The organism is Pseudovibrio denitrificans JCM 12308 (assembly GCF_001310815.1).
Taxonomy (GTDB): Bacteria; Pseudomonadota; Alphaproteobacteria; order Rhizobiales; family Stappiaceae; genus Pseudovibrio; species Pseudovibrio denitrificans.
Map to the genome: position 1 here is coordinate 1 of NZ_BAZK01000008.1, position 14,362 is coordinate 14,362.

Here is a 14,362-nt window from a genome sequence, read left to right on the forward strand (position 1 = left end):
CGCTGTGTGCCAAGCTGAGCGTTTGCGAAGATGCGCATTTTCACATCGCCGCCGGAAAGCTCTTTCACACGCTTTGCCATGAACTCCAGAGAGATATGTGCCGGATTGTCAGTCGGCAGGTTGTGGCTGACTTTCAAGGTCTTTGCTTCTGCAACAGTAGCGCCCACCATAAGAGCAGATGTAAGCACAGCACCAATTAAATGAGACTTGCGGAACATTCTTCTAAATTCTCCCTTGAAGTACACAGACAAGAAGCATCTGGTACGGAATTCCCGAATTACGAAATGAGACCGAACTTCCCCTCGGCAACATCTCTTGCTGGTATTTCTGACCAATTTCATTAAAAGGTCAACCAAAATATCAGTTCTAGGTGTTGGCACTGACAATTGGTCGCGCCTCTGACAAACTTGGGATTTTAAATAGAATAAAGATGACGTGGATCACATAAACTACAGCCTTTCTATGCGATCTATGTTGTTTATGTATTTATTGCTAGATAAAAGCTACCCGAAGCACCAACTCGCCCCTATACATCACCTATAACTTCATAAAACTTAGCAATCACTCGTATTATTTGCAGATCAATTACCAAACACTCGGTGCAATCCATCTGGAAATTGCCGACCAATACCCACTTAGATTTCGAGAAATTCTATAAATAGGTCGACCAAATGATATGACCAGTCTGTCTCTCGTTGTGCTGATAGGCAGATAGATTCGGAAATTCAGCGCAGATTCCCTCTCAAAATAATTGGCTGACCAATATTCAAGATAGCCTAACCTCTGGCAGTGCGCAGGCCTTGGCAATTGTATCAGGGACAATATAAGGGTGCGTAAGATCGGTTTTTCCTCGCATCCCCTCACCAAATAGGAGATATATCAGCTTTCTGATTTATCCCTTTGTGAGGCTTTCCATGACACAGCATTGCGATTTTCTGGTTATCGGCGGCGGCATTGCCGGCATCAGCGCGGCCTCACAACTGGCTGAGCACGCCAAAACCATTGTGCTGGAAATGGAAGAGGTGATTGGTCACCATTCCACCGGGCGCTCTGCCGCAATCTTCATTCGCAACTACGGCAATGCAGTCATCCGCGCGCTCAACGCTGCCTCTGAACCAACCCTCATGAATCCGCAAGGCATTTGCGACAGCACCGTCCTTTCCTTACGCGGTCTGCTGATGTTGGCAGAAGAGGGCAAGGAAGATCAACTGGAGACCTTTGAAGAGGACGCCGTTGGTCTGGAAACCCGCAGCGCAGAGCAAGCGTTGGAGATGGTACCAATCCTCGATCCGGATAAAGTCTCCTCCGCCCTTTATGAGCCCAATGCCTTCGATATCGACGTGGATCGGCTGTTTCAGGGCTACGCCCGCCTGCTCAAATCCCGTGGCGGAGAGATCGTGCTCTCCGCGCCAGCAACAACAATTGAGCGCGTCAATGATCTCTGGCAGGTCACCACACCCAAGGGCGTGTTTACTGCACCTGTTCTGATCAACGCTGCTGGCGCGTGGGCAGACAAGATTGCAGAGCTTGCGGGTGTTGCCACTATAGGCCTGACCCCCAAGCGCCGCACCGCAGCCATTCTGCCCCTGCCAGAGGGCGTAGACAGCAGCAACTGGCCTCTGTTTGAAGGCGCAGCGGAACCGTTTTACGCCAAGCCTGAAGCGGGCAAGCTACTCGTTTCACCCGTCGATGCTGACCCAGTTGAGCCGCATGACGCCTTCGTGGACGACATGGTGCTCGCAGAAGGGCTTTATCGTTTTGAAAATGCCGTCAACTTCCCCGTCACACGCGTGGAACACAGTTGGGCCGGCTTACGCAGCTTCGTTGATGACCGCAGCCCCGTCGTCGGCTTTGCACCGGATGCAGACGGCTTCTTCTGGCTCGCCGCTCAAGGCGGCTATGGCATCCAGACCAGCCCGGCGCTTTCCCGCCTCACCGCAGACCTCTGCCTCAATCGCCCCCCCGAACTGCCGGAGGAGATCGTGGCAGCTCTTTCACCACACCGTTTTACGTAAAAGCATAGGACTACCCCATGTCTGACATCACCCGTCTGAACAAAGGCCCACGCATGAGCCAGGCCGTCATTTACAACGGCATCGTGCATCTTTCCGGTCAGGTCGACACCAACGGCAAAACCGCCGCCGACCAGACCCGCGCCATTCTGGCGAACATCGAAACCCTGCTGGAAGAAGCCGGTTCCAACAAATCCCGCATCCTGCAAGCCACCATCTGGCTAAACGATGTTGCTGACTTTGACGAGATGAACTCCGTCTGGGACGCATGGGTTGACCCACAAAACCCACCAGCCCGCGCCTGCGGCGAATGCAAACTCGCCCTAGACAGCCTCAAAGTAGAAATCCTCATCACAGCAGCAATAGCTGCCTGATTGGTGGAACGCTGATCTCAGAGAGAGGGACTTGGTCTTTCTCTCTGAGGGTTCATAAACGGCCATCCGAGTAAAGCTCCAGAAGTGCGAGGAGGGTGGCGTAGAGCCAGATTGTGACAGGCAAGCCGAGGGCGTAGAGGATGCTTGTTGTGAGAAGTCTGGCAGATGCCTGCCTGAACGCGGTATCCTGATTGCGCCAGAAAGCAGGCGTTAGAACAGCGAGCTTATGGCTCTTTCCGAAAGAGTGCTTTCGCAGCAGGTCATATTCTGGCTTCTGAGTAATCTTGTAAAAGGTGAAGAGGCTGCCGATGCAGATCAGGAAGATGCCAATATAGAGCGCGGCGTCCATTTCTTGGTTTTCTCCCTGCAGCCAGTTATCTCTGAGAGCCTATTCATCGATCACATTCCGTTCAAACAGAATGCCACATGCTTGGAGGAGGGGGATAAGTTCTTTCTCTCTGCGGGGGAAGGAAGCGATTAGGTAACTTCCGCCAAAATCTCCAAATCCTGTTGAACTCTGCGAACTGTGCGAGTTGCCCTACTTGTAGTATCTTGTTGCATCCCCATGCCCATATAGTCTCGTTCGATATCGATCAGATAACTGATGACTTCGTTTTCAGAAGCGCCTTGACGCAACCGAGCTACAGCTTGCATCAGATAGGTGTCATATTCGTCAGCGAACGACTGTTGATCCCATTGCTCATCTGAATCTAACAACCCAATCGGATCCCACTCTGCCCACCCAATGTCACGCAGTTTAGATAAGCTGATCTGTGTTCGTTTCATTTTTAGACCTGAAGTAATCTCGGTTTCTTATAGTACTGTCTCTTTGACCCCAGCATAGCGCTTCTCGCTTAGTGCGATCTAGCTAGGCGGCATATTTAGCTGGTGAATTTGTGCGATATTGGCGCGAAGCAACCATCAGCAAAGCGCAGCCTATCAAGGTACGGTGGTGAAAACCTACCGTGGTGGAGCGGTACGCCACCTTCCTAAAGGTCTTATTTTCAGCCAGATTTCACATTGCAACGCATAAAAACGCAAAATTTTGCATAGTAACGCACAGAATAACGCAGGTGCGCATGTGCTGCTTCGTGATCTACACACAGGGTTGCTTCTATGTCAGGTTGTCGCATCCGCCGAAGTGATAAACTGGTATATCTAACTTCTACTAGAGACCAAGATATAAATATATTTCAGTTAAACTGCCACTTTGGGCACAGTTTTCCTCTTCCCACCTTAAGAGCAAATGCAAGTATAAACCGCAATAAACTGCCGAAAACGAGGTTTATACTCACCGTCGCTCTTATATATGTGAACTATATTGAGATTCATTCAATTTCACTTATCCACCTCGTTCTTTAGTTTGATCTCAAACACTTGGGTAAAGGTTTCATTCTGGCGTTCAGATAGTGCTTTACCCTACTGGGATTTGAACGGGGTCCATTTTAAAGATGAAGGGATTCCGAAGTTTTTAGGAGAGACTTGCAGTTTACGCCAAGGAGCTTAACCTGCCTTGCGAACGAGATTGCTCAAAGAGATTCCTTTGGTCAGTTCGATAAAGTTTAGGGCCTTTGGTGCATTGCACAAAAACGGAACCAGCCACTACGCTGGGAAAGAGAACAAAAACGATTGGAACAGTTGGTAACGAGCGATTTCTGCTGGAAACCTATTTAACAGGCAAGAGGTTAGAACATGATCATAGGGGCTGCCAAGGAAGTCCTTGACGGAGAACGTCGGGTCGCGTTGACGCCGGACAGCGCCCGACAGCTGCAAAAGCTGGGATACGAGTGCGCTATTGAATCCGGTGCAGGTGAAGCTGCAAACTTCTCAGACAAAGATTACACAGAGGCTGACGTAAAGGTTGTTGCAGACGCAAAAACGCTCTGGGAAACCTCTGATATTGTTATCAAAGTCCGTCCGCCCGAAACTTCTGAACTGGAACTGACGCACGAAGGACAAACCGTCATCAGCTTCTTCTGGCCAGCCCAGAATGGTGAGCTCCTTCAACAGTTTGCCGATAAGAAGGTGAATGTGCTGGCGATGGATATGGTGCCGCGTATTTCTCGCGCCCAGAAGATGGATGCCCTGTCATCCATGGCCAACATTGCCGGTTATCGCGCTGTTATTGAAGCGGGTAACAACTTCGGTCGCTTCTTCACCGGTCAGATCACCGCTGCCGGTAAAGTGCCACCAGCCAAAGTGCTCGTCATCGGTGCTGGCGTTGCTGGCCTTGCCGCAATCGGCGCTTCCACATCTCTGGGCGCAATCACTCTGGCCTTCGACGTTCGCCCGGAAGTGGCTGAGCAGGTCGAGTCCATGGGCGCTGAGTTCGTTTATCTGGACTTTGAGGAAGAGCAGCAGGACGGCGCCGCCACAGGCGGCTATGCTTCTGTTTCTTCACCAGAATTCCGTGAAGCACAGCTGGCGAAGTTCCGCGAGTTGGCACCGGAAGTCGACATCGTCATCACCACCGCGCTGATCCCAGGCCGCGATGCGCCTGAGCTCTGGACCGAGGACATGGTCCAGTCCATGAAGCCGGGTTCCGTGATCGTCGACCTTGCTGCTGAAAAAGGCGGCAATTGCAAACTAACCAAGATGGACGAGAAGATTGTCACCGAAAACGGTATCACCGTCATCGGTTACACTGACTTCCCATCCCGCATGGCAACGCAGTCGTCTACGCTTTACGCAACCAACATCCGTCACATGATGACTGACCTGACCCCTGAGAAGGACGGTCAGATCAATATCGACATGGAAGACGATGTGATCCGCGGTGCAACGGCAACCAAGGACGGGGAAATCACCTTCCCACCGCCAAAGCCGAAAATCGCTGCGATTGCTGCCCAAAAGCCGAAGGAAAAAGCACCAGAGATGACACCGGAAGAACGCCGTGCAGCTGAAGTTGCGGCCTTCAAAGACCAGACCAAGAAGCAGGTTGCTCTGCTTGCTGGTGGCGGTGCACTGCTGCTGCTCGTTGGCCTTGTTGCGCCTGCTAGCTTCATGCAGCACTTCATCGTGTTTGTTCTGGCTTGCTTCGTTGGCTTCCAGGTTATCTGGGGCGTTGCGCACTCGCTGCATACTCCGCTGATGGCTGTCACCAACGCAATTTCTTCCATCGTTATCTTGGGTGCACTGTTGCAAATCGGGTCTGGCAGCTGGCTTGTCATTCTCCTTGCTGCTGTTTCAGTCTTCATGGCTGGTATCAACATCTTCGGTGGCTTCCTCGTAACCCGGCGCATGCTCGCCATGTTCCAGAAGTCTTAAGGGGGCCGGTACTATGGAATTTGGTTTCACTACCGCCGCTTATGTTGTTGCGGCTGTTCTCTTCATTCTGTCTCTGGGCGGCCTTTCCGGCCAGGAAAGCGCGAAACGTGCTGTATGGTACGGTATCGCGGGTATGGCACTGGCAGTTGTTGCCACGCTCATCGGTCCGGGTTCCGGCCTCTGGCTGCTCTCCGTCATCCTGATCGCTGCTGGTGGCGTGATTGGTTACTACGTGGCACAGCGCGTACAGATGACCGAAATGCCTCAGTTGGTTGCGGCTATGCACTCGCTGGTTGGTCTGGCTGCTGTGTTCGTTGGCTTTAACGCTGATATCGAGCTTGGCCGTGTTCTGGCAATGGACGATACTGCACGTAAGGCTCTGGAAGGTTTTGCTGCGGTGCTGGCGAAAAAGACCAGCGTCGAAGTTTCCATTCTTCGCGTAGAAGTCTTCCTCGGCGTGTTCATCGGTGCGGTTACCTTCACCGGTTCTGTCGTTGCATTCGGCAAACTGGCAGGTAAGCTTAACTCCAAGGCGATTAAACTGCCAGGCGGCCATGCGCTCAACGCAGGTGCTGCGATTGCTTCCATTATTCTGGGCATCATGTACTTCAACGACGCAGGTATCTGGACTCTGATCCTGATGACCCTGCTGGCATTCTTCATCGGTTACCATCTGATCATGGGTATCGGTGGTGCAGATATGCCTGTTGTTGTGTCCATGCTGAACTCCTACTCAGGCTGGGCAGCTGCAGCGATTGGTTTCTCTCTCGGCAACGACCTTCTCATCGTTGTGGGTGCGCTCGTTGGTTCTTCTGGTGCAATTCTCTCTTACATCATGTGTAAGGCGATGAACCGCCACTTCGTCTCCGTTATTTTGGGCGGCTTTGGTAACACCTCTGGCCCTGCTCAGGAAATCGAAGGCGAGATGGTTCCAACCGATACCGACTTCGTTGCAGAAACGCTTTCTGAAGCTGACAGCATCGTTATCGTACCGGGTTACGGCATGGCTGTTGCTCAGGCACAGCAGTCCGTTTCAGAGCTAACCAAGCGTCTGCGTGACAAAGGCAAGAACGTCCGCTTTGCAATCCACCCGGTTGCAGGCCGTCTGCCAGGTCACATGAACGTTCTGCTGGCTGAAGCGAAAGTGCCTTATGATATCGTTCTGGAAATGGACGAGATCAACGATGACTTCCCGGATACAGATGTTGTGATCATCATCGGTGCAAACGACATCGTGAACCCGGCTGCTCAGGAAGATCCAAACTCCCCAATCGCTGGCATGCCAGTTCTGGAAGTCTGGAAAGCCAAGCACGTGTTCATCTCCAAACGTGGTCAGGGCACCGGTTACTCCGGCATCGAGAACCCACTGTTCTACAAGGAAAACTCCCGCATGTACTACGGCGATGCGAAGTCTTCCATGGACGCCCTGCTCGGCAAAATCAGCTAAGCTGAACCAGAGCTGAAATAAAAAAAAACCGGAGTGTGTTGAACACTCCGGGGTTTTTCTTTTAGCAAAAGAGAGACGAATTCTATTTCACTTGCATCTTATAGTTATCGTGAAGATAGCGCAGCGTGCTCCGGTTTGCATACTTCGGCATAGAGTACTTCGTCGAGAACTCATCCGGACCGCGATAACCTCTCTTTGGCGTATAGATAATATCTACGCCTTTGAACTTTTTGCCTTTGCACTTGCCTTTTTCAGGTACCCAAACGCTTCGAACAATTTTTACGGAGCCGTGCTTCGGTTCTTTTTTGAGTTTAACCTGAGCAATCGGGCCTGAACTGCACAATTGACTATTGTAATAAAAGTGCCTGTTCACAATCGTAGATCTGTTTGCACGAACATCACCAGAGTGGTCTTCAGCCATCGCAACGCTGGTTCCGGCAAGCAAAAAAGCAATTCCAGCAATTTGCCTAATCATTTCAATCCCCCAACAACATCATTTAGTTGCTTAATCTCATTTGCTCTCCGCAGAGCAATAAAGAGCCAATGCCCGCAGTTTTAGTCAAGCACAACCGTATGGGGTAGATATACGCATGTATATGATATCGATCAGGAACGCGTAGTTCTGGTGCAACGCGTTCCTGTATCTCTTACTGACAGCCTAGCTTCTCAAGCAATTCCGGACTCGCGTCAGCTGTGGAGTCACCGCCGAGCTTACCCTCATAACCGCAGAGGCGGACTTTGGCGGTTTCGTCGATCATGTCGGGTTGATCGGTGAACGCGACCATGCCGGAGCCTAGGAGGGTGTAGAGGCCCTTTGAGGTTGGTGGAGACAGGTAGCCTTCTGCCTGAACCAAGCCGACCTTACCGTCAAAGATACCGGTTTCGAGCGAAGTAGCCCTGATGCTGCCGGCTTCAGGAATGCCGGTCACCCGAATAACATCACCAGATTCCACGTGCTGCGGAATGATGCCCGCGATCAGGGTGTTCCCGATCTGAGGTACATTGCTGGCGCCGACAGAAAGGTTGCTGCCGATGATCACTGCGGACTGGCGTGGTGGAACCACTTCAACCCGTGTTGCGACCACATCTTCGTCCTGCCAGAGACCACTGATCGCGACCCAGTCGCCTTGCTTCACAGTGGTCGCAATGGACAGCGGAACATGGACAGCTGTTCCCATAATTTCAAAGGTTCTGCCGGTCTCATCTGAGCTGATTTCTGAGACTGGACCAATGATTGGCAGAATACGGCGGATGCTTTGGGCTTCCCAGTTTGCACCTGTCAGATCAGCCACAACGGCGACCGTATCACCCGGCACCAACTGTGCGGCGGTGAGTGGGCCAAGTTCGTTTTTCACCGGCAGATCATCCGGGAAGGTGATCCGCTGCTCGTTGACGATAATACTGCCAAGGCGTGTGATCGTACCGACAATGCCGGTCCCCAAAATACCGCCTTCACGCTCCTCTTCTGCATGTCCTGCAGCTGGAGCGATTAGAAAACTGGACGCAATCAGAGCGGAAAGTGTGTGCCTCCAAACCATCATGCAGCCGCCTCATCAGAGGACGGCTTTTTTGGAAGGACGTAGGCCCCAAAGGCAAAACGGCCATTTGCGGTCTGTTCCGCATCATTCATCTGCATCTCCCTCGCCAGAGCGTTGACTTCTTCCAAAAGCATCTGGGCTTTCTCTTGCGTCAGCCTGTTCAGCGTCTCCACTGACTCATCAGATAAATGTGAGTAGCGCAGGATTCGATCAAAATTGAGGGAGGTTCCTTCAGGAGCAATTAAGTTGTGGGTAGCCGCTGTCAGGTGGGTGGAAAGCGTCGCCTGATAGGCCGCGACCTGTTCTGCACTTCCAGCAGCCGGAAGTAAGGCGTGAGTCAATAAACGATAAAATCCGTCATCTACTTCCGTAACGACACCTTGCTCAATAAGCGCTTCCAGAACGGTTCCCGGCGCCATATCTGCACGCGTCAAACGCACCAGTTCATCAAAGCCCGGTTCCTTTTCGCTCCCGTGCCGAGGCAGGTCGCGCGGCGTGCCTTCGCTGCTTTGAAACTCGGGCGCTGTGGCCCAGTAGCTGATGGCGAGCGCTGAGGCATTGACGGATTTCTTAAGAGATCCGCCGTTTTCGTCGGTTCGTAACCGCTTGACATCCTTACGATGAATTCCGGTCTTCAGGCTGACCCGGCTGTCTGTCGTTTTGCCTGGGGTTTCCTCCAGTGCGGCTTGCAGCAGGGCGCGTTTCAAGGCCTCGGTCGCTGGCCCGATTGTGACGCCACGCGCCACCATGCTTTCGCCAGCGGGGCAAGAAGCGCTGTGAGGGCAGTCTCAAAAGGGTCTGTTTGCTCGGGACTCATTTCCGTTTCCTGTGCTGTCCAGTTCTCTAATCATTACACCAAAATTTTTCATCCTACGAATTCGTTACTGCCAGTTGAACACTTGTTATACTCAAATGGGAATTTTTCCCATTATCTAGAATGAGTGTTTATCACCATAAGAGGGACTCGCCATGCGGGATATTGCTGCAGATTATCTAGATGACATTCGGCCAGTGTTTCCGGCCATGCCAAAACTGGCAGGGGTTGCGCCACGCAATCCGCTTCTGTCGGCATTGAGCGATTTTGATCAGGAACGTTTTCTGGAATTTGGATGGGGACCAGAAACCGCGCCACGCTTTCCAACCATCATTTCCGCAATGAACCACTTTATGGCTGCACAGCCAAATGCCATCGCCGCTGAGTATCAGGGAGAGAAGATCAGCTACGGTGCATTGAACATTGCTGCCAACCGGCTGGCCAACACGCTGGTTCAGCACGGTGTAAAGCGCGGAGACGCCGTTTGTCTCTACCTGCACCGTTCCATTCCAATGATCGTGGGCATCGTCGCCGCCCTTCGTGTGGGCGCTGCGTACATTCCCCAGCACGTAGCGTTGCTCCAGAAAAGACGCTGAGCCACATCGCCAATATTACGGGCGCTAAAGTCATCCTGACACTGCGCGAGTTGCGTGAGCAGGTGCCGGTCGCAGAAGGGCAAACGCTCATTTCCATTGAAGATGTGATGAAAGATGACGCACTGCCAACCATGCCACCATTGGGAGAGCAGTACAAAGCTCAGCCTGATGACCTTTGCATGATCCTGTTCACCTCTGGCACCACAGGTGTTCCAAACGGCGTTCAGGTCACACACAAAAACCTATGTAACATTCTACAAACCGGACCGGGTGACCTAGGCATGCGTCCGGGGTTGCGGGTGGGCCAAATTCTCTCCATCGCCTTTGATATGGCGGCCTGGGAAACTCTTGGCGCAATTTCCAACGGCGCAACGCTCGTCATTCGAGGCAAGAGCATTCAGGAGACAGCCGAGAAAGTAGATGTGTTGATCGCAACACCGTCCATTTTGAACTCTCTTGACCATTCCCGTTGCCAGCAAGTGCAGACCGCTGCTGTTGCCGGTGAACCTTGCCCACGTCCTCTTGCAGATGCATGGAGCAGCTTCTGCCGGTTCTATAACTCTTGCGGCCCGACAGAAACCACCATCATCAATACGGCAGAACCGCACTATCCGGGCAAGGAAGTACTGTCCATCGGTCGCCCGACACCAAACAACACAGTCTACGTTCTGGATGAGAACCTGCGCCCTGTTGCCATTGGTGAAAAGGGTGAGATGTGGGCTGGTGGTGACTGCGTGACCGCTGGTTATCTTGCTAATCCGGAACTGACACTGGACCGGTATCGTCCAGACCCGTTCCGTCCTGGCCACATGATGTTCCGCACAAAAGACCTTGGTCGCTGGACCAATACCGGTGAGCTGGAGCACTTCGGGCGGGTTGATGATCTGGTGAAAATCCGTGGTTTCCGCGTGGAGTTGGATGGGGTCTCCAACACACTGGAAGCAACTGAAGGCTGTGATCAGGCCGTCACGCTCAAGTTCGACAGTCGCAATCTGGTGGCCTTTGTCAGCCCTGCGAATGTGAGCACAGAAGATGCCGCTCAGTCTGTGAAAGACAAACTTCCTTACTATTGCAGTCCAACGCTAATCCTCGCCATGGATGAGCTGCCTCGTACACCACGCGGCAAGTTGGACAAGCGCCTGCTGTTGAAGCTGGCACAAGACCATATTGACGCTCAGGGTGTGGAGTTAAATTAATGACCATTGAAGCAACAGCTGCCGAAACGCGCAGCTACAACTGGCGCCGTGTTACCCGCCATCCATCCTTGATGGAATACAACCGACTTGTCGTGCTCGTCGCGGTGGTCAACATTGCAGTCTTTATCGCAGGCTTGCAGGATGGTCGCTGGTTCTCTGAAACCGGCTTTGCGCTTGGCGCCATTGCAGATATGGCGTTGATCAACCTGTCTCTGGGCATCCTGATCCGCCAGCAACGGGTGGTGAATGCTCTGTTCTGGCTGGCAACCCGCGTTCCAACCAGTTGGCCACTTTGGATCCGCTGGGGCGCGGGCAAAGTGTTCCACTTTGGCGGACTTCATTCCAGTAGTACCGTATCTGGCACAATCTGGTTTGGTTTCCTGCTTTACGCGATGGTGGCAAATCGTATTGAGGGTGCAGCTCTGCCATCTGATCAGACGCTTGCTTTGAGCGGTGCCATGGTTGCACTGATGGTTCTGCTCATCATCACAGCACAGGGTGGTTTCCGGGCGCGCTATCACAACACCTTTGAAAAGGTACATCGCTTTGTAGGCTGGACTGTTCTGGGTCTTTTTTGGGCACAGACGGTCTCCATCACGCAAGACACAGGTGGCGTTCTGCTGGAAACTCCAGCCTTCTGGATGCTCTGCCTGATCACGCTTTCCATCGTCTCCCCATGGCTGACACTGAAGCGTGTGAAGGTGGATGTTGTTAAGCCATCCAACCATGCGGTTCTGGCGAAGTTCAACTACGGAGACACTCCGTTCCCGGGCAGCTCCAACGCCATCAGCCACACACCGTTTGGTGAGTACCATGCCTTCGCCAATATCCCATCTCCGCATGAGCCGGGATATCGCCTCGCGATCAGCCGGGCAGGGGACTGGACCGGTGAGTTTATTGAAAACCCACCAAGCCATGTTTGGGTGAAGGGCATCACCACCTCTGGTGTGGCTCGTATTGAAGTGCTGTTCAAGAAGGTGGTCTACGTGGGAACGGGCTCTGGCATTGGTCCTATCGTACCGCATTTGCTTGCAGGCAAAGTGCCGAACAAGGTGATTTGGTCGACGCGCAACCCGCGTAAAACCTACGGCGATGCTTTCGTTGATGAGATTATGTCCAGCACGGAGGATCCTGTGATCTGGGATACGGATGCTCAGGGGAAGCCGGACCTGACAGCTCTCACGATGAAGGCAGTACAGGAGAGTGGGGCGGAGGCCGTGATTGTGATCTCCAACCAGAAACTGACCCGCAAACTCGTTCATGACATGGAAAGCCTCGGCATTCCTGCCTATGGCGCAATCTGGATAGCTGATCATGTATGAAACCATCGAAACATCTATCGAAGGGCGCGTGGCAACCATCCGCTTCAATCGTCCCAAAGCTCTGAATGCGCTGAACTCCAAAGTGCTTGAAGAAGTGCTGGATGCGGCGACCAAATATGACGCCGATCCGGCGATTGGGTGTCTGATCCTGACCGGAAACGAGCGAGCCTTTGCAGCTGGTGCTGATATCGCTGAGCTCAATGAGCAAGACTATGCCAGCATGTATGCCAGCAACTTCTTCACTGGATGGGATCGCTTCGCCGCGCTCCGCATTCCGAAGATTGCTGCGGTTTCCGGTTATGCTCTTGGTGGCGGCTGTGAAGTTGCATGATGTGCGACATCATTCTGGCAGCTGACACGGCCAAATTCGGCCAGCCAGAAGTGAAGATCGGCTGTATTCCGGGCATTGGTGGGTCTCAACGCCTTACCAAGCTGGTCGGCAAAGCACGGGCGATGGATCTGATCCTGACGGGCCGTATGATCGATGCCCAAGAGGCATACGACATGGGCCTCATCAGCCGAAAGATCCCGGCAGAGGAGCTGCTTTCCGTTGCAAAGGAAACGGCTGAGACTATCGCAGGTTATGCAAGAGACATCACCATGATGGCTCGGGCTTGCGTGAATGCAGCCGATGAGAACTCGCTGGAAAACGGCATCCGCTTTGAACGGCAGATGTACCATGCGTTGTTTGGCTCTCCCGCTCAACAGGAGGGCATGACTGCCTTCCTTGAAAAGCGTAAGCCAAACTTCAATGAGCAGGCTAAGCTGGAAGACGCTTAGAGCTCAAGAAAACGCCCGGGTGAGAGAGGGTTACCCCGGGCGTTTTTTTTCTGGTGAACTATTCGCCAATGAAGGGATTGTCCCGCAATCGCTTGGCAGCAAAATCCACGAAGGACCGCACCTTCGCACTGGCACGCCGGCCTTCCATGTAAACGATATGGACCGGGAGTGGATCGGGTTCATACTCCTCCAACGCCAGCTGCAACGCTCCATTCGCCACATCTTTCGCCACTTGGTAGGATAGCAGACGCGTAATCCCGGCACCTCCCGTGGCGGCCTGAATGGCGGCGCAGTTCTGGTTGCAGCGCAGGTGAGGTTTGATCTTCACCACCTCGGATTTCTCGCCAGAAAACTTCCATTGATTGCTGGTTTCCACCGCAGTGGGCTGGATGATTTTGTGGTCTGCCAGATCAGAGGGGGTTTGCGGCACTCCGTACTCCGCAAAATACTCAGGAGCGGCACAAATCACACGGCGGATGCTCCCCACGCGAGTGGCATAGAGGCTGGAATCCTGCAGGTTCCCGATACGGATGGCTACATCCAGATTGTCTTCTACCATATTGACGATGCGATCATAGAACACTGCATTGACGCTGACTTCCGGATAGAGATCCAGATACTGAGTGATCAGAGGGACGATGTATTTTTGCCCGAACAGCACGGGTGCTGTGATGGAAAGCTCACCGATCGGCTTGGCAAAACTGCCCGTCACCGCCGCTTCCGCCTGTTCAACGCTTTCCAGAATACCTTTCACGTCACAAAGATAATGCCGGCCCGCATCGGTCAGGCGGACATGGCGGGTGGTTCGGTTGAACAATCTTGTGCCAAGGGACTGCTCCAGCCGGGCGACGGAGCGTGTCACCGCAGGGGCGGAAAGGCCAAGCTTTTTGCTGGCTTCAACGAAACTCTCCCGCTCAGCCACCTCCACAAAGACCTGCATTGTTTCAAGTTTGTCCATATCAATCCCGCAATCACACTCATTTATTACGGCAAGTGTAATAGTGAATTGCACAGAA

Annotated in this window: 13 protein-coding genes and 2 pseudogenes; 8 read left to right on the plus strand and 7 right to left on the minus strand. The window is 52.9% G+C overall.

The window, feature by feature from the left end:
• Window positions 1-218, minus strand: a pseudogene (locus JCM12308_RS11600) (TRAP transporter substrate-binding protein); the annotation flags it as partial.
• A 696-nt stretch (window positions 219-914) separates the two neighbouring features.
• On the opposite strand from JCM12308_RS11600, the gene JCM12308_RS11605 reads away from it, so the two are divergent.
• Together JCM12308_RS11605 and JCM12308_RS11610 are read left to right on the plus strand one after the other, a co-directional pair.
• The gene (locus tag JCM12308_RS11605) at window positions 915-2,015 is read left to right on the plus strand and encodes an NAD(P)/FAD-dependent oxidoreductase (RefSeq protein ID WP_054783832.1); all 1,101 of its coding nucleotides are present in this window, start codon (window positions 915-917) and stop codon (window positions 2,013-2,015) included.
• 17 nt (window positions 2,016-2,032) lie between these two features.
• On the plus strand, window positions 2,033-2,386 hold the full coding sequence (locus JCM12308_RS11610; protein WP_054783833.1) for a RidA family protein: 354 nt from the start codon (window positions 2,033-2,035) through the stop codon (window positions 2,384-2,386).
• Window positions 2,387-2,438: 52 nt separating this feature from the next.
• On the opposite strand, the gene JCM12308_RS11615 is transcribed toward JCM12308_RS11610, so the two are convergent.
• Both JCM12308_RS11615 and JCM12308_RS11620 read right to left on the minus strand, forming a co-directional pair.
• Window positions 2,439-2,735 (minus strand): hypothetical protein, encoded by a 297-nt coding sequence (locus JCM12308_RS11615; protein WP_054783834.1) that lies wholly within the window; start codon window positions 2,733-2,735, stop codon window positions 2,439-2,441.
• Between the two features lie 128 nt (window positions 2,736-2,863).
• Complete coding sequence (locus JCM12308_RS11620) at window positions 2,864-3,172, minus strand: hypothetical protein (protein ID WP_054783835.1); 309 nt, start codon at window positions 3,170-3,172, stop codon at window positions 2,864-2,866.
• A gap of 906 nt (window positions 3,173-4,078) precedes the next feature.
• Here JCM12308_RS11620 and JCM12308_RS11625 point away from each other — a divergent pair.
• A complete protein-coding gene (locus tag JCM12308_RS11625) occupies window positions 4,079-5,653 on the plus strand; it encodes a Re/Si-specific NAD(P)(+) transhydrogenase subunit alpha (protein WP_054783836.1) in 1,575 nt (524 codons plus the stop codon).
• Between the two features lie 13 nt (window positions 5,654-5,666).
• Complete coding sequence (locus JCM12308_RS11630; protein ID WP_054783837.1) at window positions 5,667-7,100, plus strand: NAD(P)(+) transhydrogenase (Re/Si-specific) subunit beta; 1,434 nt, start codon at window positions 5,667-5,669, stop codon at window positions 7,098-7,100.
• An 82-nt stretch (window positions 7,101-7,182) separates the two neighbouring features.
• Here JCM12308_RS11630 and JCM12308_RS11635 read toward each other — a convergent pair whose 3' ends face one another.
• The 3 genes from JCM12308_RS11635 to JCM12308_RS11645 all read right to left on the minus strand — a co-directional run bounded on the left by JCM12308_RS11635 (window position 7,183) and on the right by JCM12308_RS11645 (window position 9,387).
• Entirely contained in the window at window positions 7,183-7,575 is a 393-nt protein-coding gene (locus JCM12308_RS11635; protein ID WP_054783838.1) for a hypothetical protein, read from the minus strand.
• A 172-nt stretch (window positions 7,576-7,747) separates the two neighbouring features.
• Window positions 7,748-8,641, minus strand: a complete 894-nt coding sequence (locus JCM12308_RS11640; protein WP_054783839.1) for a DUF5666 domain-containing protein — start codon at window positions 8,639-8,641, stop codon at window positions 7,748-7,750.
• Complete coding sequence (locus tag JCM12308_RS11645) at window positions 8,638-9,387, minus strand: DUF6502 family protein (RefSeq protein ID WP_208978483.1); 750 nt, start codon at window positions 9,385-9,387, stop codon at window positions 8,638-8,640. The genes JCM12308_RS11640 and JCM12308_RS11645 overlap by 4 nt, the downstream gene beginning before the upstream one ends.
• Before the next feature lie 220 nt (window positions 9,388-9,607).
• Between JCM12308_RS11645 and JCM12308_RS29710 the strand changes: the two genes are divergently transcribed.
• The 4 genes and pseudogenes from JCM12308_RS29710 to JCM12308_RS11660 all read left to right on the plus strand — a co-directional run bounded on the left by JCM12308_RS29710 (window position 9,608) and on the right by JCM12308_RS11660 (window position 13,346).
• A complete protein-coding gene (locus JCM12308_RS29710) occupies window positions 9,608-10,048 on the plus strand; it encodes an AMP-binding protein (protein WP_208978484.1) in 441 nt (146 codons plus the stop codon).
• Window positions 9,937-11,244 (plus strand): AMP-binding protein, encoded by a 1,308-nt coding sequence (locus JCM12308_RS11650; protein WP_208978485.1) that lies wholly within the window; start codon window positions 9,937-9,939, stop codon window positions 11,242-11,244. The genes JCM12308_RS29710 and JCM12308_RS11650 overlap by 112 nt, the downstream gene beginning before the upstream one ends.
• Complete coding sequence (locus tag JCM12308_RS11655) at window positions 11,244-12,566, plus strand: FNR domain-containing protein (protein WP_054783840.1); 1,323 nt, start codon at window positions 11,244-11,246, stop codon at window positions 12,564-12,566. Before JCM12308_RS11650 ends, JCM12308_RS11655 begins: the two co-directional genes overlap by 1 nt.
• A pseudogene (locus JCM12308_RS11660) lies at window positions 12,559-13,346 on the plus strand (enoyl-CoA hydratase-related protein). Before JCM12308_RS11655 ends, JCM12308_RS11660 begins: the two are co-directional and overlap by 8 nt.
• 58 nt (window positions 13,347-13,404) lie before the next feature.
• Here JCM12308_RS11660 and JCM12308_RS11665 read toward each other — a convergent pair.
• Window positions 13,405-14,304 carry a LysR family transcriptional regulator gene (locus tag JCM12308_RS11665; RefSeq protein ID WP_054783841.1) on the minus strand — a complete coding sequence of 300 codons (900 nt, stop codon included), beginning with the start codon at window positions 14,302-14,304 and terminating at the stop codon, window positions 13,405-13,407.
• Window positions 14,305-14,362: the final 58 nt, after the last annotated feature.

What these genes read in the sequence shown, in the direction of transcription:
- JCM12308_RS11605 (WP_054783832.1), top strand. Translation starts at nt 915, where the DNA reads ATGACACAGCATTGCGATTTTCTGGTTATCGGCGGCGGCATTGCCGGC.
- JCM12308_RS11610 (WP_054783833.1), top strand. Translation starts at nt 2,033, where the DNA reads ATGTCTGACATCACCCGTCTGAACAAAGGCCCACGCATGAGCCAGGCC.
- JCM12308_RS11615 (WP_054783834.1), bottom strand. Translation starts at nt 2,735, where the DNA reads ATGGACGCCGCGCTCTATATTGGCATCTTCCTGATCTGCATCGGCAGC.
- JCM12308_RS11620 (WP_054783835.1), bottom strand. Translation starts at nt 3,172, where the DNA reads ATGAAACGAACACAGATCAGCTTATCTAAACTGCGTGACATTGGGTGG.
- JCM12308_RS11625 (WP_054783836.1), top strand. Translation starts at nt 4,079, where the DNA reads ATGATCATAGGGGCTGCCAAGGAAGTCCTTGACGGAGAACGTCGGGTC.
- JCM12308_RS11630 (WP_054783837.1), top strand. Translation starts at nt 5,667, where the DNA reads ATGGAATTTGGTTTCACTACCGCCGCTTATGTTGTTGCGGCTGTTCTC.
- JCM12308_RS11635 (WP_054783838.1), bottom strand. Translation starts at nt 7,575, where the DNA reads ATGATTAGGCAAATTGCTGGAATTGCTTTTTTGCTTGCCGGAACCAGC.
- JCM12308_RS11640 (WP_054783839.1), bottom strand. Translation starts at nt 8,641, where the DNA reads ATGATGGTTTGGAGGCACACACTTTCCGCTCTGATTGCGTCCAGTTTT.
- JCM12308_RS11645 (WP_208978483.1), bottom strand. Translation starts at nt 9,387, where the DNA reads ATGGTGGCGCGTGGCGTCACAATCGGGCCAGCGACCGAGGCCTTGAAA.
- JCM12308_RS29710 (WP_208978484.1), top strand. Translation starts at nt 9,608, where the DNA reads ATGCGGGATATTGCTGCAGATTATCTAGATGACATTCGGCCAGTGTTT.
- JCM12308_RS11655 (WP_054783840.1), top strand. Translation starts at nt 11,244, where the DNA reads ATGACCATTGAAGCAACAGCTGCCGAAACGCGCAGCTACAACTGGCGC.
- JCM12308_RS11665 (WP_054783841.1), bottom strand. Translation starts at nt 14,304, where the DNA reads ATGGACAAACTTGAAACAATGCAGGTCTTTGTGGAGGTGGCTGAGCGG.